General features: G+C 26.2%; 22 protein-coding genes. 18 read left to right on the forward strand and 4 right to left on the reverse strand.

The window, feature by feature from the left end; translation table 11 throughout:
- On the reverse strand, positions 1 to 83 hold an 83-nt coding region (locus ACH2BC_RS05960; protein WP_395053094.1), incomplete at its 3' end, for an AAA family ATPase.
- Positions 84 to 332: 249 nt separating this feature from the next.
- Here ACH2BC_RS05960 and ACH2BC_RS05965 point away from each other — a divergent pair.
- From ACH2BC_RS05965 to ACH2BC_RS05980, 4 genes are all read left to right on the forward strand, one after another.
- The gene (locus ACH2BC_RS05965) at positions 333 to 617 is read left to right on the forward strand and encodes a DUF493 family protein (RefSeq protein ID WP_395053073.1); all 285 of its coding nucleotides are present in this window, start codon (positions 333 to 335) and stop codon (positions 615 to 617) included.
- A gap of 2 nt (positions 618 to 619) precedes the next feature.
- Entirely contained in the window at positions 620 to 1,348 is a 729-nt protein-coding gene (locus ACH2BC_RS05970) for a DUF4290 domain-containing protein (protein ID WP_395053074.1), read from the forward strand.
- Between the two features lie 135 nt (positions 1,349 to 1,483).
- Positions 1,484 to 2,797, forward strand: coding sequence for a UDP-N-acetylglucosamine 1-carboxyvinyltransferase (murA, locus tag ACH2BC_RS05975; RefSeq protein ID WP_395053075.1), 1,314 nt, complete (start codon positions 1,484 to 1,486; stop codon positions 2,795 to 2,797).
- A gap of 16 nt (positions 2,798 to 2,813) precedes the next feature.
- Entirely contained in the window at positions 2,814 to 3,455 is a 642-nt protein-coding gene (locus ACH2BC_RS05980) for a porin family protein (RefSeq protein ID WP_395053076.1), read from the forward strand.
- Positions 3,456 to 3,517: 62 nt separating this feature from the next.
- Here ACH2BC_RS05980 and ACH2BC_RS05985 read toward each other — a convergent pair whose 3' ends face one another.
- The gene (locus tag ACH2BC_RS05985) at positions 3,518 to 5,992 is read right to left on the reverse strand and encodes a DUF5686 and carboxypeptidase regulatory-like domain-containing protein (RefSeq protein WP_395053077.1); all 2,475 of its coding nucleotides are present in this window, start codon (positions 5,990 to 5,992) and stop codon (positions 3,518 to 3,520) included.
- Between the two features lie 51 nt (positions 5,993 to 6,043).
- Entirely contained in the window at positions 6,044 to 6,457 is a 414-nt protein-coding gene (gene aroQ, locus ACH2BC_RS05990) for a type II 3-dehydroquinate dehydratase (RefSeq protein ID WP_395053078.1), read from the reverse strand.
- Positions 6,458 to 6,709: 252 nt separating this feature from the next.
- On the opposite strand from aroQ, the gene ACH2BC_RS05995 reads away from it, so the two are divergent.
- The 14 genes from ACH2BC_RS05995 to ACH2BC_RS06060 all read left to right on the forward strand — a co-directional run bounded on the left by ACH2BC_RS05995 (position 6,710) and on the right by ACH2BC_RS06060 (position 21,268).
- Positions 6,710 to 7,273 carry a DUF3575 domain-containing protein gene (locus tag ACH2BC_RS05995; RefSeq protein ID WP_395053079.1) on the forward strand — a complete coding sequence of 188 codons (564 nt, stop codon included), beginning with the start codon at positions 6,710 to 6,712 and terminating at the stop codon, positions 7,271 to 7,273.
- A 436-nt stretch (positions 7,274 to 7,709) separates the two neighbouring features.
- On the forward strand, positions 7,710 to 8,384 hold the full coding sequence (locus tag ACH2BC_RS06000) for an OmpA family protein (protein ID WP_395053080.1): 675 nt from the start codon (positions 7,710 to 7,712) through the stop codon (positions 8,382 to 8,384).
- Positions 8,385 to 8,466: 82 nt separating this feature from the next.
- Positions 8,467 to 9,363 carry a site-specific tyrosine recombinase XerD gene (gene xerD, locus ACH2BC_RS06005; protein ID WP_395053081.1) on the forward strand — a complete coding sequence of 299 codons (897 nt, stop codon included), beginning with the start codon at positions 8,467 to 8,469 and terminating at the stop codon, positions 9,361 to 9,363.
- A gap of 172 nt (positions 9,364 to 9,535) precedes the next feature.
- Positions 9,536 to 11,059 (forward strand): PAS domain-containing protein, encoded by a 1,524-nt coding sequence (locus tag ACH2BC_RS06010; RefSeq protein ID WP_395053082.1) that lies wholly within the window; start codon positions 9,536 to 9,538, stop codon positions 11,057 to 11,059.
- Entirely contained in the window at positions 11,046 to 11,429 is a 384-nt protein-coding gene (locus ACH2BC_RS06015; RefSeq protein ID WP_395053083.1) for a response regulator, read from the forward strand. Before ACH2BC_RS06010 ends, ACH2BC_RS06015 begins: the two co-directional genes overlap by 14 nt.
- Before the next feature lie 95 nt (positions 11,430 to 11,524).
- Positions 11,525 to 13,030, forward strand: a complete 1,506-nt coding sequence (locus ACH2BC_RS06020) for a PAS domain-containing protein (protein WP_395053084.1) — start codon at positions 11,525 to 11,527, stop codon at positions 13,028 to 13,030.
- The gene (locus ACH2BC_RS06025) at positions 13,017 to 13,415 is read left to right on the forward strand and encodes a response regulator (protein ID WP_395053085.1); all 399 of its coding nucleotides are present in this window, start codon (positions 13,017 to 13,019) and stop codon (positions 13,413 to 13,415) included. Before ACH2BC_RS06020 ends, ACH2BC_RS06025 begins: the two co-directional genes overlap by 14 nt.
- A gap of 303 nt (positions 13,416 to 13,718) precedes the next feature.
- On the forward strand, positions 13,719 to 14,867 hold the full coding sequence (locus ACH2BC_RS06030) for a protein kinase (RefSeq protein ID WP_395053086.1): 1,149 nt from the start codon (positions 13,719 to 13,721) through the stop codon (positions 14,865 to 14,867).
- 13 nt (positions 14,868 to 14,880) lie between these two features.
- Positions 14,881 to 17,265: an ABC transporter transmembrane domain-containing protein gene (locus ACH2BC_RS06035; protein WP_395053087.1), complete on the forward strand. Its 2,385-nt coding sequence runs from the start codon at positions 14,881 to 14,883 to the stop codon at positions 17,263 to 17,265.
- A complete protein-coding gene (locus tag ACH2BC_RS06040) occupies positions 17,243 to 18,460 on the forward strand; it encodes an HlyD family secretion protein (protein ID WP_395053088.1) in 1,218 nt (405 codons plus the stop codon). The genes ACH2BC_RS06035 and ACH2BC_RS06040 overlap by 23 nt, the downstream gene beginning before the upstream one ends.
- 21 nt (positions 18,461 to 18,481) lie before the next feature.
- On the forward strand, positions 18,482 to 19,795 hold the full coding sequence (locus ACH2BC_RS06045) for a TolC family protein (RefSeq protein WP_395053089.1): 1,314 nt from the start codon (positions 18,482 to 18,484) through the stop codon (positions 19,793 to 19,795).
- A 226-nt stretch (positions 19,796 to 20,021) separates the two neighbouring features.
- Positions 20,022 to 20,198, forward strand: coding sequence for a hypothetical protein (locus ACH2BC_RS06050; protein ID WP_395053090.1), 177 nt, complete (start codon positions 20,022 to 20,024; stop codon positions 20,196 to 20,198).
- Positions 20,199 to 20,531: 333 nt separating this feature from the next.
- A complete protein-coding gene (locus ACH2BC_RS06055; RefSeq protein WP_395053091.1) occupies positions 20,532 to 20,711 on the forward strand; it encodes a hypothetical protein in 180 nt (59 codons plus the stop codon).
- Between the two features lie 374 nt (positions 20,712 to 21,085).
- Positions 21,086 to 21,268 carry a hypothetical protein gene (locus ACH2BC_RS06060; protein ID WP_395053092.1) on the forward strand — a complete coding sequence of 61 codons (183 nt, stop codon included), beginning with the start codon at positions 21,086 to 21,088 and terminating at the stop codon, positions 21,266 to 21,268.
- A gap of 64 nt (positions 21,269 to 21,332) precedes the next feature.
- On the opposite strand, the gene ACH2BC_RS06065 is transcribed toward ACH2BC_RS06060, so the two are convergent.
- A partial coding sequence (locus tag ACH2BC_RS06065; RefSeq protein WP_395053093.1) for an HDIG domain-containing metalloprotein occupies positions 21,333 to 22,050 on the reverse strand: 718 nt, incomplete at its 5' end.

A 22,050-nucleotide genomic window follows, 5' to 3' on the forward strand; every position in this document is an offset into this window, starting at 1 on the left:
AATCCTTTGGAAATTAATCCGTCTATGATTGTTGTTTTTCCTGTTCCTGGTCCGCCAATTATTACAATGATTTCTTTTTCCAAGATTTTTTTAAAATAAGGTGCAAATTTATTGAAAGTAATTCAATAGATGGTTGTTTTTTGTAGTTTATTTTTTAATCAATTCAAAAATCTTTTAGCCCTGATTAAATGGAATAACATCCCAATTTTTTATTGGGATTTATGGAATGAAAGCAGGAATTACCATTGAAGAGAATGCCCAAGCCATTTGCTTCTAAAAAAAGTAGTAATCTAAAATGTAAATAGTATATTTGCGTTTATTTTAATTTAAGAATGGATAAGAAAACCGAAGAATTTTATACTCGGCTAAAAGAAGAATTGGCTAATACTTCTGCTTGGCCAAGTGAATATTTATATAAATTTATTGTTCCTACAACGCTAGAAAATGTTATGGAAGTGGAGAATACTTTTAATAATATGGGTGCTGTTATAAAAACGCATCAATCTAAAACAGGAAAGTTTACAAGTATTTCTATAAATGTAACTATGGAAAATCCTGAAAAAGTGGTAGAAAAATACCTTCAAGTTTCTAATATTGAAGGAATAATTTCATTTTAATTATGACAGCAAAATATATAAAAGAAGTGGCGAATGACGTTGTATTTAATCTTGAATACAATGCTGAAAGACCACATTTATTGATTCCAGAATATGGTAGACATTTGCAAAAATTGATAGATCAAGCAACTGAAATTAAAGATGATGTTGAGCGCAATAAAGCTGCAAAATATATTATTCAGGTAATGGGAAGTTTAAATCCGCATTTGCGTGATGTATTAGATTTTCAGCATAAATTGTGGGATCAGTTGTTTATAATGTCTGATTTTAAACTGGTTGCCGATTCGCCTTATCCAATTCCAACACGAGATGTAATTCATTTACGTCCAGAAATTTTAAGTTATCCTCAAAAATATCCAAAATATAGATTTTATGGAAACAACATAAAGTTTATGATTGATGTTGCCAATAAATGGGAAGAAGGCGAAATGAAAAGTGCCTTGATAAAAGTTATTGCCAACCATATGAAAAAATCGTACTTGAGTTGGAATAAAGATATGGTTGAAGATTCGGTAATTTTTGAACATTTATTTGAACTGTCTGATGGAAAATTAAATTTGTTACAAAGCGAAGAAGAGCTTACTACAACCACAGATTTAATTAGAACCAACAAAAAAATATCTAATAAAACACTTTTACCACAACAAAAGAATTTAAAAATTCAGGCGTTTAAAAAACCTCAAGCTGGTAAAAAACCATTTGTTAAAAATAATAATAATCCGAAAACTTAAATTGTATAGTTTATAGTGTAAAATTGTAAATCAATTATTCATTATACATTATACAATTTTACAATGTACAATATACATTATACAATTTTACACTATACACTATACATTATACAATTTTACACTATACAATAACCTATGGGAACTTTTAAAATTGAAGGCGGAATTCAACTAAAAGGTGATGTTACACCACAAGGCGCTAAAAATGAAGCGTTACAAATATTATGCGCAGTTTTATTAACGCCAGAAAAAGTTACAATATCTAATATTCCAGATATTATTGATGTTAACAAACTAATTACTTTACTTAGAAATTTAGGTGTAAAAATTGAAAAAAATGCTCAAGGCAGTTATACTTTTCAAGCCGACGAAGTAAATGTTGGTTACCTTGAAACTGAAGCATTTAAAAAAGAAGGTGGTTCTTTACGTGGTTCTATTATGATAGTTGGTCCACTTTTAGCACGATTTGGAAAAGGATATATTCCAAAACCTGGTGGTGACAAAATTGGTAGAAGAAGATTAGACACACACTTTGAAGGATTTATAAATCTTGGAGCCAAATTTAGATACAACAGAGAAGATCATTTTTATGGTGTAGAAACTGAAGGTAAATTAAAAGGAGCTTACATGTTGCTTGATGAAGCATCAGTTACAGGAACTGCCAATATTGTTATGGCAGCAGTTCTTGCAGAAGGAATTACTACAATTTATAATGCAGCATGCGAACCTTACTTGCAACAACTTTGCAAAATGATGAACGCAATGGGAGCAAAAGTTAGCGGAATTGGTTCTAACCTTTTAACTATTGAAGGTGTTGATTCTCTTGGTGGTTGCGAGCACAGAATTCTTCCAGATATGATAGAAATTGGTTCTTGGATTGGTCTTGCAGCAATGACTAAAAGCGAAATTACAATTAAAAATGTTTCTTGGGATAATCTTGGCGTGATACCTAATGTTTTTAGAAAACTTGGAATTACCTTAGAAAGAAGAGGTGACGATATTTATATTCCTGCTCATCTTGACGGATATGAAATTAAAACAGACATTGATGGTTCTATTTTAACCGTTGCCGATGCACCTTGGCCAGGATTTACACCAGATTTATTGAGTATTGTTTTAGTAGTAGCAACACAATCTAAAGGTGATGTTTTAATTCATCAAAAAATGTTTGAAAGCCGATTGTTTTTTGTTGACAAACTTATAGATATGGGCGCCAAAATTATGCTTTGCGATCCACACAGAGCAGTAGTTATGGGACATGATTTTAAATCGCAACTAAAAGCTACAACAATGTCATCGCCAGATATTAGAGCTGGAATTTCTTTATTGATAGCAGCACTTTCTGCTAAAGGAACTAGTATAATTCAAAATAGCGAGCAAATTGATAGAGGTTACGAAAGAATAGACGAACGTCTTCGTGCTCTTGGTGCTAATATTGTTAGAGAAGCTTAAAATTTAAAATACACTTATGAGAAAATTTTTATTTGTTATTGCGTTAGTATTTGTTTTTACAAATTCACAAAGTCAAGAAGTTAAAACTAAAAATTTAAAATCTTTTTTTGGAGTTAAAGCTGGTTTTAATTTTTTAAAATCATCCAATGATGGTAATTCCACTATAAATTTTGGATATCAAATAGGTTCAACTTATGAAATTCCAATGTCTTCAAAATTTTCTTTTCAACCAGAATTGTTATTACAATCTATAGGAGGAACAAAAACTTTTTTTAATCAATATTCTAACGGAACTATAAATGAGGAAGTAGTTAATAGAAATAGTTATTTACAACTTCCGTTGCTATTTAAATTTAAATTTTCTAATAAATTTAATATTGATTTTGGTCCTAACGCCGCATTTATTATTTCTGCTAAACAAACTTCTACAAGTACATATAATCTTAGTGGTCAGAGTACAACGATAGTTGAAACTACAAAAGGTACAAAAAATTACAAAAAAGTAAATTTTGGATTGAATCTTGGAGCAAATTATTTTATTTCAGAAAAATTATATACAGGATTTAGATACACAATTTTTATAGCTTCTTATCAAACATTAGAAAATAGTTTAAACAATAGTGTCTTTGCATTTTCTTTAGGTTATAATTTTAAATAAATCCTTAAGTTTTGTAAAATCCCATCTTATTTTAAACAAGATGGGATTTTTAAATCTAAATTCTACTCCAAAACATTCAAGAATTTCAATCCAAAAACTACACCATCAGTTACAAATCCGTTTTGATACGAACGTACATAATCTAATCTAAACAATCTGAATTTTCCAAATCCTAAATTGTCTAATCCAACTGAAAACTCTTGATATGGTTTTCTATCTGGAATGGCAAGATTGTGAAAACCCAAAACCAACTGCGATTTTAATTTGTTCAATAACGGAATTTTATTCATTAAAAATCCTCTATCATTATGTTCTGCGTGAAATTCTAAATAACTATCGTTTGTACTTGCAACATAATAAGGTAAAAGATTAAAAACGTTGGTATAACTATCTGTTTGACCAATGTGAGTTTGGTTTCCGTTAAAATGTTTATAATCTACAAAAGCAATGTTATTAGCATTAAAGAATTTACCTGCTTTAAAATTTAGTTGCATATCGCCTTTATTTCCTAATGTAAAATCTTTAGTAATTCTGGTAGATAATAAATCAAACTCATATTTTTTATCAGTTGCTGCAAATGCTTTTTCATATCCAATAGAAATATTTGGATATTTATTATTCCCAATATTAAATTTTCCGTCTGGACGAGTCCAATATTTTTGACCAAATTTAATTCTGGCAACCAACGAAGTTTTAAATAAATTGTGTTTGTCAAATGTTGGCGTTATAAAATCATTTGGTGCTAACGGATTATTAGAACTGTAAACATCATCTGTTTTTACAGAAGCAAAATTGGTAGTATTAAATAACTGTTTTCTTTCAGCATATTCGGCATTTATATTTAAATTTAATCCGTTTATAATTTCTCTTCCAAAATTTATTGCAACCGCATTTTTCTCATACAATTTCATGAAATTATTTTTGAAAGCTAACGAACTTACACTATTTATATTTTTAGATATTGGATTTGTAGCATTAAATTGATTAATTGTACTACCAACATTGATGCTTAAAATACTATTGTTTTTATTGTTGAATTTAGAAAAATAATAACCAGAAACTCTTAGTTTTTTTTCTGATAATCCGTAGTCAAAATTAGAACCAATTCTGCTGTAAGTTCTCTTTTCTTCATTTCTAGTTCCGTAAGAAATTCCAGTATGTGTATTCCAACCTTGAACTGTGTTGAAAGAGGTATTCATTAAAAAACCATCATAATTTACAGACCATTTTTTAAACGAATTATTATAAGAATAGCCCATAATTACATCTGCTAATCCAAATTTATTACGTTTGGCATCAATAGAATCTAAATATTTTTGAGATTTTTTCTTTTCTTGCAAGGCATCTTTTTTAAAATAATCTGTACTTTCTTCTAAGGTTAAAGGTACAGGACGAATGGTTTCCCAAAAAGCATCTTCTTTTTTATTGGCGTTCTCTTCAAATTTTAATACTTCTCTGGTAAAAGTTTTTTTCTCAAATTTTTCTGGAAATTCAAAGTTAGAATAAACGTGCGTAAATTTTCCGCTAAAGTTAAATCCTAATAAACCTGCCGAGAATTCTATTGTTTGCGTATTTTTTATCCAAGTTTTAGTAATGGTATTGTAGCTAAAATTTTGTTTTAAAGCCAAATTATTCAACGCTGGATTTTGCATTTGACTTCCTTTTATTGCTAAATCTATTCCATAAATGGCAAACGAATCGTCTACTATATAGATAAATCCATTCATTGCAGGTTCAGTTTCACGTTTTGGATTTACTTTAATTTTATAAATTAATTGGTTGTTTTCGTCAAAAAATGATCCGTCAATTTTATATTTGTAATAATTAAATGCGCCATCGGCAATTGGCGAAATTACTTTTACATCAAAGTCTAAATAATTTTCGTAAAAATCAAAATTTACATCGGCAGCATTATTAAAACTAAAACCGTTATCGTTTCCGCTAACTTTAGAAGCAATAATAACTTCTTTCATTTTATCAGGTTTTTGAAACGTAATTTTAGAAACCGTTTCCGATAAATATAAAATACCACTTCTTGTAGAATCTATTACTTCATCAAACATATCTATTTTTTGTCCTAATATAGATTTAGGTAAATCTTTCACTCTAAAAATTCCTCTAGAGTAAAAATCGGCTTTATATTTATCAGCTTTTTTAGAATTTTCTTTTCTGTTTGCAATTGCTTTTTTAATAATTGCATTGGCAGGATTTTCTTTGGTATTGATTACAACTTCATTCAATTGCAAATCTTCTTCTTCTAATACTATTGATAAAGTTATCAAGTTGTTTTCAAAATTTACTATTTCTTTATGCGTTTTGTAACCTAAATATTGAAACAGAATAGTGAAATTTCCAGTTTTTTTAAGATTTAATTCAAATTTTCCTAACTCGTTTGACGTTGTACTTATGTAAGTGTCTTTTACATAAATATTGGCAAATGCTATAGGATTTCCTTTGTTGTCGTTAACAGAACCTTTAATTTGCGAGAACGAAATGGCGAAAAATAATAAAAATAGAAGGGTAGAAATTTTTTTCATAAATGGGTTTTAGTGTATAGACGAGAAAAAAAGTGAAATGGTTGTATGAGATTATAAAAAAGATTGTAAAGCCAATTCGTAACTTTTTAATCCAAAGCCAAGAATTACACCTTTAGCATTGGCAGATATAAATGAGTGATGACGAAATTCTTCTCTAGAAAAAGTATTAGAAATATGAACTTCTATAACTGGAGTTTCTATTGCTTTTATAGCATCGCCAATACCTATTGAAGTGTGAGTATAAGCGGCAGCATTAAGAATTATGCCATCATAAGTAAAACCCACTTCTTGAATTTTAGTTATTAATTCGCCTTCAATATTGCTTTGAAAATACTCTAAAGTAACTTGAGGAAATTTAAGTTGTAAAATTTTATAATATTCTTCAAAGGTTTGCTTACCATAAATAGCAGTTTCTCTTTTGCCAAGTAAATTTAAATTTGGACCGTTAATTATTATTATTTTCATTAAATTTTTTTAGTAAAAATAAATAATAGTATTTAAAAAAAAGAATTTTTTTTAATAAAGATTTTGTCAATAGTAAGATATTTTTTAATAATATAATAAGTGATTTTTAAACAATAAAACTGCAAATTGAAATTAGTTGTGATAACATTAACAAGCAATGTTGACAAGTTTGTTAATAACTTATAGTTATAATCCTGTTAAATAAAGTTGATATTATTATGTTTGCTTCATAAATTTTAAACAAAGTAAATTATGAAAAAAATTATTTTTACAGCTATTGCTGTTATGGGTTTTGTGTTTATGAACGCGCAGGAAAATATTATAAAAGTTAATCCTTTAGCTTTTTTAGGAGGAACAGATTTATTATCATTTGAGCATAAATTTGGAGCACATACATCTGGTAGTGTTGGTTTAGGTTTTGCAAGTTACAAGTTAGGTGGCTATAAATACAAAGATAATGGTGCTGAATTGCAATTTAGATATTATGTTAAAGAAGCTATGGAAGGACTTTATGGTGGTGTAAGAGTTGGATTCAGTTCTGGAAAAAACACTTATGATTCAGCTGGATTTTTTGGTCCTTCTTCTGGAAATTCTTCTTTGGATACTAAATTTACAACTATCAAAGCAGGTGTTAAAGGTGGTTACCAATGGATTTGGGACAGTGGATTATCTCTTGATTTAAATTTAGGATTAGGTTACACTAAATATACTTATAAGTATGATTCTACTGTAGATGCAGAAGATATTGCGTTTTTTAATTTTAAAGGTAGTTCAGTAGGTCCAAACTTTGGATTTGCATTAGGATATGCTTTCTAATATTAAAATTCTATAGAAATTAACCTCTCAATTTTGAGAGGTTTTTTTATGTTTAAAATTTTCTATTATCTTAAATAATATCTTTCGATATAAATTATAAAGCATGAATTTATTGTTGAATTTTTTTAAAAATCAAAAATAATTTTAAATAATTTATAAATTGCGAATAGTTTGCTTTTAATAAATGCTATGTAGTGAATATTTTACAAATAACTATAAATCATTAGTGAAATATGTTTTTTTAGTGTTAAAACTTTAAAAAAGTAATTTTTCTAGCAATTATAGTTATTAACATTTTAATTCTTAATAAGTTTAATTTTAGTAAGTTAACACATTATATTTGTTGATAACTTTGTTAATAAGAATCAACTTGCTTAATTTTACTACAAAGTAATGAATATACCTTTGCACCATTAATTTTAAACAAAATAATAAGATGAAAAAAATTTTTTTAACAGCTGCAGCAGTTTTCGCATTTGGATTTGCTAATGCACAAGAAAAGAAAGAAAGTACAGGTTTTGGTTTTACAGAAGGTAATGTTTTAGTAGAAGGAAACTTAAGTTTTGGTTCTGGTACTACAACAGATTCTTTTAATGGTAATGACAATGAAGAAGTAAAGGAAAGTAACTTAAGTTTTAACCCTAAAGTTGGTTACTTCTTTTCAGACAAATTTGCATTTGGTGTAGAATTAAATGTTCTTTCTGGTAAAACTGAAGAAACTATATTTGGAACTCCAAACGTAGTTGTAGAGGAAAAACAAAATGGTTTTGGTGCAGGAGTTTTTGCAAGATACTATTTTTTAAACTTAGGACAAAGATTTAAAACATATACTGAAGCTAGTTTAGGTTTTGCATCTATAAAAAATGAAGTTAATGGTACCGAAACTTCTAAAGGTAGTGGTTTAGGTTTAAATTTCGATTTAGGAATTAACTATTTTGTTACTGAAAATATTGCAATAAACTTTGGTTTAGCAAATGTTTTAGGTTATAATAGTGCTAAAATAGAAACTCCTGCTGGACAAGAAGTTAAAGTAAATGAGTTAAGTGGAAATTTAAATCTTTTCAAAAACTTTTTTGAAACTCCAACTTTTGGTTTAACTTTCAAGTTCTAGTCTAATTTTTAGATAAAATATAAAGTACCACTCAAGAAATTGAGTGGTTTTTTATGCAATAAATTGTCGTTTCTTTGTAACTATGAATTGGAAAACCTACATAAAAAGTTATCAATCATATCTTAAAATTGAACGTGGATTATCTCAAAATACTATTGATAATTACAGCTTCGATTTAGAGCGACTTTGTGCGTTTCTTGAAGAAAATTTAATTGTTATTTCTCCTGTAGCAATTAATGAAGAAACCATTCAACAATTTATTTATGCAGTTTCTAAAGAAGTCAATGCACGTTCGCAAGCCAGAATAATATCAGGATTAAAAAGTTTTTTTTCGTATTTAATTTTTGAAGATTACAGATCAAATTCTCCGATGGAATTGATAGAAGCACCAAGATTAGGAAGAAAATTACCAGATACATTATCTACAACAGAAATTGATAATTTAATAAAAGCCATTGATTTATCTAAACCAGAAGGCGAAAGAAATAGAGCAATGCTAGAAACACTATATGGTTGTGGTTTGCGAGTTTCTGAACTTACAACACTTAAAATTTCTGACTTATTCTTTGACGAAGGTTTCATTAAAATTACAGGAAAAGGAAATAAACAACGTTTTGTTCCTATTAGTGAAACTACAATGAAATTTATAAATCACTATAAAAATTTCGATAGAAAACACCTTACTATTCAAAAGAATCACGAAGATACATTATTCTTAAACCGAAGAGGAAAACAACTTACAAGAGCCATGATTTTTACAATTATTAAAGACTTAGCTTTAAAAATTGAACTCAATAAAGCAATTTCTCCGCACACATTTCGTCATTCATTTGCAACTCATTTATTAGAAAATGGCGCCGATTTAAGAGCCATTCAATTAATGCTTGGACACGAATCTATAACTACAACTGAAATTTATGTTCACCTAGATAGGAAACATCTTACCCAAATTGTAAATACGTTTCATCCACGTAAATAATTGTAGTTTCTTAACTACTGATTTTATTAGATTTAACAATAATAATTAAAAAAATGATGTATTTTGTCGGTAAAAGAAGTGGTTTATCGTCTTTTTTTATATATTTGTTGCGTAAAGTAGTATTCGTCCCAAACTAAATTTTACTTTACATTTACTAACCTACCTACTAAATATGAGATCAAATTGGTACTCAGAAGATTACTTGTTGGAAGAAAAAAACAGCTTTTACAGAAAGCTTTTAAATAATATTCCTGATTTAATCTTTCAATTAAAAATAAATTTCAATAATGATTTTTATTTTTCATATGTTAATAACAGTATAATTTCATTCTTAGAAATTACACAATCAGAATTAAAAGACAATCCATTAAAAACTATTTCTAGCCGAATTTATCCAGATGATCTTAAAGGTTTTTTTGAAACACTATATAAATCTAAAAAATCGGGTCAACCTTGGTCTTATGAATTTAGGATAGTATTAGAAAATAAACATATTATTTGGTTAAAAGTAGATGCTAATGTTGAAATTAATAAAGAAAAAAACGCAATTTTTTTTGGAAGATTATTAGATATTACAGTAGTAAAGGAAAGAGAATATAAGGTTGTAAATTCTGAAGAACGATTTCATTTTGCAATGGAAGCTTCCAATAGTGGTGTGTGGGATTATAACGTAAGTAGTGGAGAAGTATATTTTTCTAAAGAATCTTTAGCAATTATTCAATTTACAAGTGATGATAATTTAAATACTAATGCGCTTTGGGATGAAAGAATTCATCCAGAAGATATAGATAATTATATACAAACAATTACATCTCATAAAGAAAATAAAACTTCCTATTTTGAAAATTCCAAAAGAATTTTAGCTAAAGATGGAACTTACAAATGGATATTAAGTAGAGGAAAAATTATTGAAAGAGATAAAAATAAAAAACCATTACGAATAATAGGAACTCATACAGATGTTACATTAGAAAAAGAAAGAGAAAATCAATTACTTGGAAACATTGATATAATAAATGCACAAAATAATAGATTATTAAATTTTGCACACATAGTTTCACACAACCTTCGTTCTCATACAGGAAATTTTAAAATGTTATTAAATATTATAGATAGCGATGATGATATAGTTACAAAAGACGAATGTTTTAGTCATTTAAAATCAACTTCAAATGCTCTTTCAGACACTATTGAACATTTAAAAGAACTAGTAGACATACATTCGACAATAATTCATAAAAAAGAAAAACTAAACTTAAAGATTTACCTAGACAGCACGTTAAATATTTTAAGTAAAGAAATAAAGGATAACAATGTAGAAATTATTAATAATGTAAACGAAAAACATTCTACCCATTTTAATCCTGCTTATTTAGAAAGTTTGTTTTTAAATTTTACCACAAATGCAATTAAATATTCGCACCCAAACAGAGTTCCAGTAATAAGTTTTACAACAGTTAAAGATAAAAATAAATTAACTTTATTAATTAAAGATAACGGTTTAGGAATAAATTTAGAAAAATACGGCGAGAAATTGTTTGGTATGTATAAAACATTTCATAAAAACCCAAATGCTCGCGGAATAGGTTTGTTTATAACCAAAAATCAAATAGAATCTATGGGTGGAACTATAGAAGTAGAAAGTAAAGTTAATGAAGGTAGCACGTTTAAAATAAATTTTAATGAAGAAATATAACACCGTTTTTATTATAGATGATGATATAGTATTTCATTTTATTATAAAAAAATTATTTTTAAAGACTGATTTACAAGTAAATACCAATTATTTTTTTAATGGATTAGAGGCAATTGAAGTTTTAAGAAACCAAGAAATAGTTCCAGATTTAATTTTACTTGACATAAATATGCCCATTTATGATGGCTGGCAATTTCTAGAAGAATTTAGAAATTTAAAAGCAAGTTTAAATAAAAATATAGATGTTTTTTTAATAAGTTCTTCTAATGATATTTCAGATATTAACAAAGCTGCCTATTATAAAGATGAGGTTAAACGATATTGCAATAAACCATTGACAATACAAGAATTACAAGATATTTTCGATTAGACTAAAGATTATTTAAGCGTAAAAATTCTACACGAAAATAAATTGTAATTGTAAATTATTTAGTTCCTTTGTTTGACCTACTAAATAAATTAATAATGAATCCCAATTCAAAAAAGTTTGATGATAATTCTAATTACATTGGAAGAATAATCAACCAACTACCAGATGTTTTATTTCAATTTTCAATATCTAGTGACTTCACTATTGGTTGTGATTACTTAAGTGGACCTTTTTACGATTTTTATGATTTAACTCTACAACAAGTTATTGATAAAACTCAAGAAAGTATAAAATCTCGTATTCATCCAGAGGATATTAATTTATTTAATTCCTCTATAATTTCTTGTTGTAAAACTTTAGAAAGATGGGAATTATCGTTTAGAGTTTTACTTCCAAAAAAAGGACTAAAATGGATAAAAACATCAGCTAAGACTGAACGTTTAGAAAATGGGACTGTACTATTTTATGGGGTTCAATCAGATGTAACACAACTAAAAATTAGTCAACAAGAACTAGAAATTTCTGATGCCAGAAGTCAATTTGCCAATATGGCATCCAATGTTGGCGTTTGGGATTGGAATTTAGTTTCTAATAAAGTTTTTTACTCTAAAGAATCGTTAGAAATTTTAGAATTAGAAGAAAATGCTAAAGAACTTAGCAATCCAGAATTTTGGGATGATAAAGTGCATCCAGATGATAAAGAAATTTATTTTGGAAATATAAAACTACATTTTGAAGGAGTAATACCATATTATGAAACCGTTCATAGAGTTCTTTGTAATAATAAATATAAATGGATTTTAGACAGAGGAAAAGTTATCAGTAGAGATGAAGATGGTAAACCAACTAGAATTGTTGGTACACATACCGATGTTTCTAACCAAAAAAACAAAGAAGAAAAATTATTAATAACACTTGAACTTGTTAATAATCAAAAAAATAAATTATTAAACTTTGCTCATATTGTTTCTCACAACTTAAAAAATCATACAGGAAATTTAAGTTCTTTAATAGAAATGAAAGAAACAGACATTTTAACTACAGATGAATTTTCTACCTATTTAAAAACAGTCTCGGTTGAATTATCTAACACAATTTTAAATTTAGAAGAATTAGTTAAAGTACAAGAAACTGCTACAATAAATAAAGTTAGTTTAAATTTAAACGAGTACTTAGATAACACATTTAAAGTTTTATTTGATGATATAAATAAATCTAATGCTATAATTATTAACAATATACCATTAGATGTTACTGTAAAATGTATACCAGCATATCTTGAAAGTATTTTGTTAAATTTGACTACCAACGCTATAAAGTACTCAAGTTTGGATAGAAATTTAGAAATAATTTATAATGTAGAAATTGTTGATAACTTTATAATTTTATCAGTAATAGATAACGGATTAGGCATAGATTTATACAGGCATAAAGATTCAGTTTTTGGATTATACAAAACATTTCACACCAACGAAGATTCTAGAGGTGTTGGTTTATATTTATCTAAAAATCAAATAGAATCTTTAAACGGAAAAATTGAAGTTGAAAGCGAAGTGAATATAGGAACAACATTTAAAGTGTTTTTTAATGAAGAATTTTAGTAATGTATTTGTTGTAGATGATGATTTAGTATTTCATTTTATTATGAAAAAGTTATTTGCAAAGACTAATATTAATGTTAAAACAAGTTATTTTTTTAATGGTAATGAAGCAATAAACAATTTAAAAAGTAATATTGATCATGAAAATTCTGTACCAGATTTAATTTTGTTAGATATAAATATGCCAGTTTGCGATGGATGGCAATTTTTAGACGAGTTTAAAAAACTAAAACAATTTCTTAAAAAAGAAATTATGGTTTACCTGGTAAGCTCATCTAATGATGTTTCTGATTTAAATAAATCAAAAGAGTATGAAAACGAAATTCAACAATACTACAATAAGCCAATGACCATTGAAAGTTTTCAAAATATTTTTGCAGCATAATTATTAAAAGTGTTTCATAAAAAAACTCGTTTTTTTAAAAGCGAGTTTTTTTATGAAACACTATTTTTTGTTTAATATAACGCTTCTTCTTGTGTAATATTTATTCTACAATAACTTACAAAAGTAAAAACTTATTGGTACAGCATTATATAATTCTTATAAGAAATAATATACAAATTATTTTTTATGTATATAAAATACTACAATAATATACGAATTTTGTATTTAATCGTATTTTTTTGCATTTAATAGTTTTTTTAATATTTATATTTGTCAATTAAATTTTATAATTGAACTAGGTAAATGTCAAAATTACAATTATCAAATGCTGCCTCAATAGAGCATCGTGAATCTCAGTGGTATGTTTTTTTAAATTCTAAGTCTTTTAGAATCAATGAAACTATTGCAACAGTTTTAAATAAATTTAAAGAACCCACTACAATAAATGAGGTTTTAAATGATTTAATTCCTCAAGAAACACTTCAATCTACAGAAGTAGTAAATTCTGTTCAACTATTTTTATCAGAAATGAAAAAAATAGGAGTTTTAAAACGAGAAAATGCAAAAGATTATGTAGAAATTCCAAGTCCATTATTTGAAATTAATTCAAGATATAATCAATATACATTTAAAAGTTTAATATTAATTAATAATCATATTCAAATATTTAAAGTTTACAATCATACAAGAAAACGTACTGCTGTTATAAAAATATTTGCACATTCTACAGAAGAATGTAAGACAGAGAAAAGATTAATAAAAAACTACGAAATGTTTCTTCAAGAAATAGATATAACAAGTAGCATTCCTTCGCATAGAAACATTAATAAATACATACAATCAAACATATTAAATGATTATTTATATTTTGAAATAGATTACATAAACGGAGAAACACTTTCTAAAAATATTAAAATAAATTCTATTCTCAAAAAAAATAAAAACACTATTGCTTTACAATTGCTTTTGGCAGTGGCACATTTACATAAACACAATATAATTCATAGCGACATACATGCAAGAAATTTCATGATTAATGATAAAGGAAAGGTAAAAATGATAGATTTTGGATTTTCTCATAATTTAAAAAATGAAACTTTAAAAAAGCAATATATGGTAAAAGGTGGCGTAACACATTATATGACACCAGAAAGAGTTCAGTTACATAGTTATAAATTTTCTGATCAATATTCAACCAAATCTTCTGAGGTTTATCAAATGGGATTAATCTTGTATGGTTTATATAAAGGCAAAAATCCTTTTAAAACGGCAAAAGATGAAATTACATGGCGAGAAATGGCACAAGATATTCTAACAAGAGAATTTAATGAAGAAATTTCTGGAATTGAAAGTATTGATGTAATAATTAGAAAAGCATTAAAAATTAAACCTGAAGAGCGTTTTTTATCTTGCGTTGAAATGTACAAAGAATTTAATAAAAATATAAAATAAGATACAATAAACTATGGCTAAAACAGACCCACAGTTAAAGTCTAATGATTGCGGAATAAGTGTAATAAAAACAATTTACAATATATTTAATCTAGACATAAGTAGAAAATATATTGAAGATAATATAGCACTTGAAGAAAAAGGATCAAGACTTATTGACATAAAAAGTTTTTTAGATGCAAATGGTTGCGAAGCCAATTATAAACTATTAGACATTAATTACATTCAAGGAAATAAAAGCACGCTTGATGCACTTTTTCCTTTTATTCTTCCTTTACAAAACAAATCTGGATTGCATTATGTTGTAGTTAACGGTAGAGCCAACAATAAATTAAAAATTTATGATCCGGTAAAAGGAAGTCAATATTATGTATCCATTCAAGAATTAAAAAAGAACTCTTTTTTTAGTAAAAATTATTGGGATTTAGCCAAAACCGATGAAAAAATTGCAGCGCTTTGTACAGAAGATTTAAGTAATTATGGAATAAAATATGACGATGTTGCACTAGAAAATGATAATACAACATTGTTTAACAAGCTTACCTATTTTACTTATTTAAAAGAAAACTTTGGTTTTAAAAATAAAGTTAAAGAAAAAGAATTTGTACTTGACTTATTAAAAAATCAAGATATTTCTACAATACCGAAACATTTTAAATCTTTAAAATACAGTACAGACAAAGTAAAAGTAACTGCTCCGTTAATACTAACAGTTAAAAAAGTAGTTTCTAAACAAAAGTTAGAGTTTCCCAAAGATGATAGTAGAAGTGTATATTGGCAATTATTTAAACAAATTGGTCAATTTAAACAATTGTGGTACATCTATATTTTTGCAGCATTATTTTCTGCAACAACAGCACAATTATCGGTTTTTACTAGTCAAATTTTAATTGATGATGTTTTACCTTCCTATAATTTAAATACTTTAGTGTTATTTGCAGTAGGAATAGGAGTTTATAAATTATTTGATCTTTTTACCTCATTATATAAAGCTTTTGTAGCAATACATTTAGGAAATTCATTAGATAAATTTTTCTTGCAATCATTTGATAATAAGTTAAATACATTTTCTTTGCCTTATATTTCATCTTATAAAAAAGGCGATTTACTAGAAAGAGTAAGCGATTCTTTAAAATTAAAATCATTCTTTTTACGTTATTTTACAAGTATTTTAGTTGACGTTTCTGTAGCAATTTATTCACTTGGAATACTATTTTACATCAATTGGAGAATTGCAATTATTGTTTTAATAGTAATGTTATCCTTTTTTACCTGGTTTAAAATTATAACACCAAGACTAAGACAAAATGAAAGAATTAGATACATTAGTAAAGCCGACTTTTTATCTAAAATGATAGAGAAAATTGAAGGAATTCAAGTCATTAAAAGTTTTAAAATAGAACAATATCATTCTAATAAAATAAATTTAGGAATATCTAATTATTTAAAAATTCAATTAAAAAACGGCTATATAGATTTAATTAACCGATTTGTAGTTACTATAATTATTTCATTTTCATCCATAATGATACTGATATTGTTAACCAAGTTGGCAATAGAAGATCAAGCCATTACATTAGGACAAATAGTTACATTTATTGGTCTTTCGGCAAGTATATTCTCTTCTTTAAAAAGTATTTTAGAAGACAACCTTTCGCTACAAGAAAACGAAGTAATATTAAAACGAAACCTAGATTTTAATGAAGAATTACCATTTAATTCATCTAAAGGAATTAAAGATTTTTCTATTCAAAATGTTGCTATTAAAGATTTAAATTTTGGTTACTTTGACGATCAACCCATTTTAAAAAATATAAATTTTAGTTTTAATTATGGCGATAAAATAAAAATTGAAGGACAAAACGGATCTGGAAAATCTACTTTAAGCAAGGTTTTAACTGGATTGTATTATCCTAAATCTGGCGATTTTTTAATAAACGATAACATCAATAAACTGTATGATCCAAATAAAATAAAAGATAAAATTTTGTTAGTTACCAATGAAGATACCTTGTTTAATGACACAATCGAAGGAAATATTTTACTAGGAAAAGACATAAGTAGAAGTATAATAATTGATTATGCCAAGCAAATAGATTTTTATGATTTTATTGCCAATAAAGAAGAAGCATTAGATTTTATTGTAAATGAAAATGGTAAAAATTTATCAACAGGTCAACGAAAAAAGATTTTACTTTTAAGAGCATTATTATCTAAAGCTGAGGTTATAATTCTAGATGAAGTACTGTCTGGAATGGACATAGAAAGTAGAATTAAAGTAGAGCAATTAATAAACGACGACAAACGTACTTTTATAATAATATCGCACGAACCAATAGAAAAAATAAGTTTCACTAAAAAATATAAAATTACCAATGGAGAACTCAATATTATATGATACTAAATCCATCCGATTTATAAGAATTATTTTTAGAATAACGCTGTTTTTTACAATCGTTGGAATAAGTTTATTGTTTTTACTACAAATTAATGATTCGATAAAATTTAACGAAGGTTCTATTTATTCTAATAATCCACAAGTTAAAATAAATGCTCCTAATGAGGTAAAGATTTTAAAAATAAATGTTGCCGAAGGTGAAGAAGTTAAAAAAGGCGACACCATATTCGAACTAGAAAATTTAAAAACACAAGCCGATTTTGATATTGTAAATCTTGATGTTACAACGCTTGAAGAAAAAATTAAAAACTGCAATTTATTGATAAACAGTTCTGTTCAAGAAAAAACTGCAATGCAACGATTAATTGCAATACAATCTAATATTTTTAGTACAGACAAGAAAAAAACAGAACAAGAAATTAAAAATCTTAACAGTAAAATTGGTTGGTCTAAAAAGCAAAGTAATGATATAACAGAACGTTATAAAACCGATTCGATATTGTATGCCAAAGGTGCAATTTCTAAGTTAGAATTATCAGAACAGTCTAAAAATAGAATTGATGATAAAAAACAAGAATCAGACATAACAACCAATTATCAAATTAAAAAATACGATTATAATAATCTTGCCAATAATTATCAAAAAACAGCAAGCGATTTAAAACTTAATATAATTGCTATAGACAATCAAATACTTAATTATAAAGGTCAAATCTTAGAATTGCAATCGCAAATTGACAATAAAAAAGTCAATATGAAATATTTTAAAGATGAGTTGGGCAAGTTAATAGTGCTTTCTCCATTTAATGGAACCATTTCTAACTTGTTTAATGACAAGCAAAATTTACAAATTATTAATAAAGGAGAATTGCTAACAATTATATCTCCAAATCAAGAAAACTATTATTCTAAAGTTGTTTTAACAGACAAAGATTTAATTTATGTAAAAAAAGGTCAAGAAGTTAATTTAAAATTAGATGCTTATAATTTTTATAAATATGGCGCAATAAAAGGAGTAGTTTCATATGTTTCTGAATCTGACATAAATAATAAATTCTTTTGTATAGTAAAATTAAAAAAATACAACGAAAGAATTAAATTAAAAGCTGGTTATAGTTTAAAAGGAGAAATAGTTATAGATAAAATGAGTCTTTTAAATTATATGATGAAGAAATTGTTTAAAAAACTAGATTAAAAAATAAAATATTTTTTTGAGATGAAAAAAATTAGTTACACAATAATACTTTTAAATTTAGTTTTGTTTTCTTATAGTCAAGAAAATTTAAGCTTAACAGATTGCTTTTTTATAGCATTAAAAAATAATTTAAATTTAAAAGAAGAACAGTTTAACTCTAAAATATCTAAAACTAGAGTAAATGCGGCAAAGTTAAAAGCGTTGCCAAGTATTAACAGTAGTGCAACCAACAGATATTCTTGGGGAAGATCTATAGATCCAGATTCTAATAGTTATATAGAAACAAAATTTAGTACAGTTTCTGGCGGAATTGGAAGTTCGTTTAATTTATTTTCTGGATTTCAAAATTTAAATTCTATTAAACAAGCCAAGCAAGACTTAATGATTAACAAAGCCAACTATGAGCAAGTAGAAAACGATTTAAAAATTACTATTGCGTCTAAGTATACATCAATTTTATTTTTACAAGAAATAGTAAAATCGTTAAAAGGAGAAATAGAATCTACAACTAAGCAGTTGGAAATGATTGAGCTAAAGTTTAAAGCAGGTTATTTATCAGAAAGTGAGGTTTATAAAGTAAAATCGCAACTTGCCAATTTAGATGTAACTTTAATTACAACTGAGAATGATTTAGATTTAAATTTTTTAGATTTAAAACAGTTATTAAACATAGAAGTTAGTAAAAAAGTAACATTAAACCCATTAATAAACGAAGATTTTACAATTCTAGAATTAGAAAAAGAAGAAGAATTCGTATCTAAAAATATAGAAATTTATCCTATGTATCAAATTTTTAAACTTCAATTGCTAAAATCTAAAACCGAAATTAATTTAAATAGAAGTGCTTTATTTCCTAGAATTACTACTAACTTTAATTATAACTCTTTTTACACAAGTAGTAAAGAACTAATAACTTTTAACAATCAAATAAATTTAAATTTAAATTATAGTGTAGGATTTTCTGTTTCTATGCCATTATTTAATCAATCTCAAAACAGATCTAAAATTAAAGAAAGTAAATTAATTTATTTGCAAAATAAAGTAAAACTAGATTTAGAAAAAATGCGCGTTACTAAAATTCTTTATCAATCTGTAAACGATGCAAAATCTGCAAAGAAAAAATATGAAGCTGCAAAACTAAATTTTGAATTTTCGTCTAAAAGTTATGAAGCCGATGTTTTAAAATTTAATTATGGTAAAATAAATTTTAATGATTTATCAATTACTAAAAATAATTTTTTGAGTTCTCAATCTAATTTGATAAAATCTAAATATGAATTTTTATTTAATAATGCTTTGATAAATTTTTATAAAGGAAACGATTTCACACTATAGATTTAACATAGATTTAATAGTGTATATTGTAATTTTTATTATAAAATGTAAGTTTTTTACCAATAATTAAAAAATAAAATGCATTTCATCGATTTTATTTGCTTTTAAACAGATTATTTTTATATATTTGCAATGTTAAAATTAAGTTATTAAAATTAATTTTATTTAAAATACGGTCGCCTTAACACTCAAGACCTTTAATGGAGTAATTTAAATCATGTCCCAAATGATAACATTAGAAAAATTAACTAACGAGTTAAACATCCAAAAATTAGATTTAATTGTTGGTGGTGGAAAAAAAGTTAAAAGCTTAAAAAGCGGAAGCGGTTCTGCATCATCACATTCAAGTTCTTCACATTCTTCTTCAACTAGTGGCGAAGAAATTCTTGTTGGAACTAAATAATTTATTTTTGTTTTAAAGTAAAGACTGTCAATTGGCAGTCTTTTTTTGTTAATAAATTTTAATATCACAATTTTGCAATATTTTTAAAGAATTAATTTAAAAAAGTTCTTAAAAACTTAAATAATTATATTTAATAAATTTAGTGATTAATTTAAACAATAATATTAATTTAAGCAACAAAACTTATTGCTTAAATTGTAATAATAAGTTGTTTAACGAGATTATTATACTTTAATAGATTTTATTTTCATTAAAATAAAATATTTATTTAATTTATTCCTTATGGTCGTTTTAACACTCAAGACCAAAATGGAGTATTTAAATAATATCATTATGATAAGTTTAGAAAAATTATCTAGAGATTTAAAATTAGAAAATTTAAATTTAATTGTTGGTGGATGTCCACCAGCAGGAGTTGGAAGTAGTAGTAAAGTTACATGTAAATCTGCATCTTCAATGTCTTCAATGTCTTCAATGTCAGTAAAATCAATTAAAATTAAGATTAAGCATTAATTTTTTTTAAAAATTTAAAAGTCAGATTTTTTAATAAATTCTGACTTTTTTTTATGAATAAATGTTTCAAAAAAACTTAATTTATTAATAATTACTAATAACTTAGTGCTAATTTATTGTGATATAATTACATTTAGTAATAAAATTAAAGGTAATTTTATTCGATAAACTACATTGCACTTGTAATTAAACGATTTTATTGGCAAGTTGGTAGATTTTATTTTACACTTAGTTAACATATACTTAGTTTTACTTCAGAAATAATAACAAGAAGTAATTTCATACCTAATATTATTAATTTAATATTGAAATTATTTTTTAAAGGTCGCCTTAACACTCAAGACCCAAATGGAGTAAACAAAAAATCGTCCCAAATGATTACATTAGAAAGATTAACACAAGAATTAAGAATTGAAAATTTAGAATTACTAGTTGGTGGAGGAAAAAAAGTGAAAAGTATGAAAAGTGCAAGCGGATCAAGTTCAGCTTCATCTCATTCTAGTTCATCACACTCAAATTCTTCTAGCGCTACTATAGACATCAGAGTGCATAATTAATAGAAATTAATTTTACAAAAAAGACTGCTGAAAAGCAGTCTTTTTTTTTGAAAGAATTCAAGAATTACTTGGCAATATTAACTGCACGAGTTTCTCTAATAACTGTTATTTTTACTTGACCAGGATAAGTCATTTCTGTTTGAATTTTTTGTGATATTTCAAATGATAAGCTTTGAGCCATATCATCGCTTACTTTTTCACTTTCTACAATAACTCTAAGTTCACGTCCAGCTTGAATTGCATAAGCGTTTTTAACACCATTAAATCCAAAGGCAATTTCTTCTAAATCTTTTAAACGTTGAATATAAGAATCTAATACTTGGCGTCTTGCGCCTGGTCTTGCTCCAGAAATTGCATCACAAACTTGTATAATTGGAGAAATTAAATATTTCATTTCAATTTCATCATGGTGCGCACCAATTGCATTGCAAACTTCTTCTTTTTCACCAAATTTTTCTGCCCATTGCATTCCTAAAAGTGCGTGAGGTAAATCGCTTTCTGCATCTGGAACTTTACCAATATCGTGAAGTAAACCAGCACGTTTAGCAAGTTTTACATTCAAACCAAGTTCTGCAGCCATAATTCCGCATAGCTTTGCAACTTCTCTTGAGTGTTGCAATAAATTTTGTCCGTAAGATGAACGGTATTTCATTCTACCAACCACTTTTATAAGTTCTGGATGCAAACCGTGAATTCCTAAATCAATAACAGTTCTTTTACCAACTTCTATAATTTCATCATCAATTTGTTTGGTAGTTTTAGCCACAACCTCTTCAATTCTT

The organism is Flavobacterium sp., assembly GCF_043760115.1.
In the GTDB taxonomy this organism is placed as follows: domain Bacteria; phylum Bacteroidota; class Bacteroidia; order Flavobacteriales; family Flavobacteriaceae; genus Flavobacterium.

What these genes read in the sequence shown, in the direction of transcription:
- ACH2BC_RS05965 (WP_395053073.1), top strand. Translation starts at nt 333, where the DNA reads ATGGATAAGAAAACCGAAGAATTTTATACTCGGCTAAAAGAAGAATTG.
- ACH2BC_RS05970 (WP_395053074.1), top strand. Translation starts at nt 620, where the DNA reads ATGACAGCAAAATATATAAAAGAAGTGGCGAATGACGTTGTATTTAAT.
- murA (WP_395053075.1), top strand. Translation starts at nt 1,484, where the DNA reads ATGGGAACTTTTAAAATTGAAGGCGGAATTCAACTAAAAGGTGATGTT.
- ACH2BC_RS05980 (WP_395053076.1), top strand. Translation starts at nt 2,814, where the DNA reads ATGAGAAAATTTTTATTTGTTATTGCGTTAGTATTTGTTTTTACAAAT.
- ACH2BC_RS05985 (WP_395053077.1), bottom strand. Translation starts at nt 5,992, where the DNA reads ATGAAAAAAATTTCTACCCTTCTATTTTTATTATTTTTCGCCATTTCG.
- aroQ (WP_395053078.1), bottom strand. Translation starts at nt 6,457, where the DNA reads ATGAAAATAATAATAATTAACGGTCCAAATTTAAATTTACTTGGCAAA.
- ACH2BC_RS05995 (WP_395053079.1), top strand. Translation starts at nt 6,710, where the DNA reads ATGAAAAAAATTATTTTTACAGCTATTGCTGTTATGGGTTTTGTGTTT.
- ACH2BC_RS06000 (WP_395053080.1), top strand. Translation starts at nt 7,710, where the DNA reads ATGAAAAAAATTTTTTTAACAGCTGCAGCAGTTTTCGCATTTGGATTT.
- xerD (WP_395053081.1), top strand. Translation starts at nt 8,467, where the DNA reads ATGAATTGGAAAACCTACATAAAAAGTTATCAATCATATCTTAAAATT.
- ACH2BC_RS06010 (WP_395053082.1), top strand. Translation starts at nt 9,536, where the DNA reads ATGAGATCAAATTGGTACTCAGAAGATTACTTGTTGGAAGAAAAAAAC.
- ACH2BC_RS06015 (WP_395053083.1), top strand. Translation starts at nt 11,046, where the DNA reads ATGAAGAAATATAACACCGTTTTTATTATAGATGATGATATAGTATTT.
- ACH2BC_RS06020 (WP_395053084.1), top strand. Translation starts at nt 11,525, where the DNA reads ATGAATCCCAATTCAAAAAAGTTTGATGATAATTCTAATTACATTGGA.
- ACH2BC_RS06025 (WP_395053085.1), top strand. Translation starts at nt 13,017, where the DNA reads ATGAAGAATTTTAGTAATGTATTTGTTGTAGATGATGATTTAGTATTT.
- ACH2BC_RS06030 (WP_395053086.1), top strand. Translation starts at nt 13,719, where the DNA reads ATGTCAAAATTACAATTATCAAATGCTGCCTCAATAGAGCATCGTGAA.
- ACH2BC_RS06035 (WP_395053087.1), top strand. Translation starts at nt 14,881, where the DNA reads ATGGCTAAAACAGACCCACAGTTAAAGTCTAATGATTGCGGAATAAGT.
- ACH2BC_RS06040 (WP_395053088.1), top strand. Translation starts at nt 17,243, where the DNA reads ATGGAGAACTCAATATTATATGATACTAAATCCATCCGATTTATAAGA.
- ACH2BC_RS06045 (WP_395053089.1), top strand. Translation starts at nt 18,482, where the DNA reads ATGAAAAAAATTAGTTACACAATAATACTTTTAAATTTAGTTTTGTTT.
- ACH2BC_RS06050 (WP_395053090.1), top strand. Translation starts at nt 20,022, where the DNA reads ATGATAACATTAGAAAAATTAACTAACGAGTTAAACATCCAAAAATTA.
- ACH2BC_RS06055 (WP_395053091.1), top strand. Translation starts at nt 20,532, where the DNA reads ATGATAAGTTTAGAAAAATTATCTAGAGATTTAAAATTAGAAAATTTA.
- ACH2BC_RS06060 (WP_395053092.1), top strand. Translation starts at nt 21,086, where the DNA reads ATGATTACATTAGAAAGATTAACACAAGAATTAAGAATTGAAAATTTA.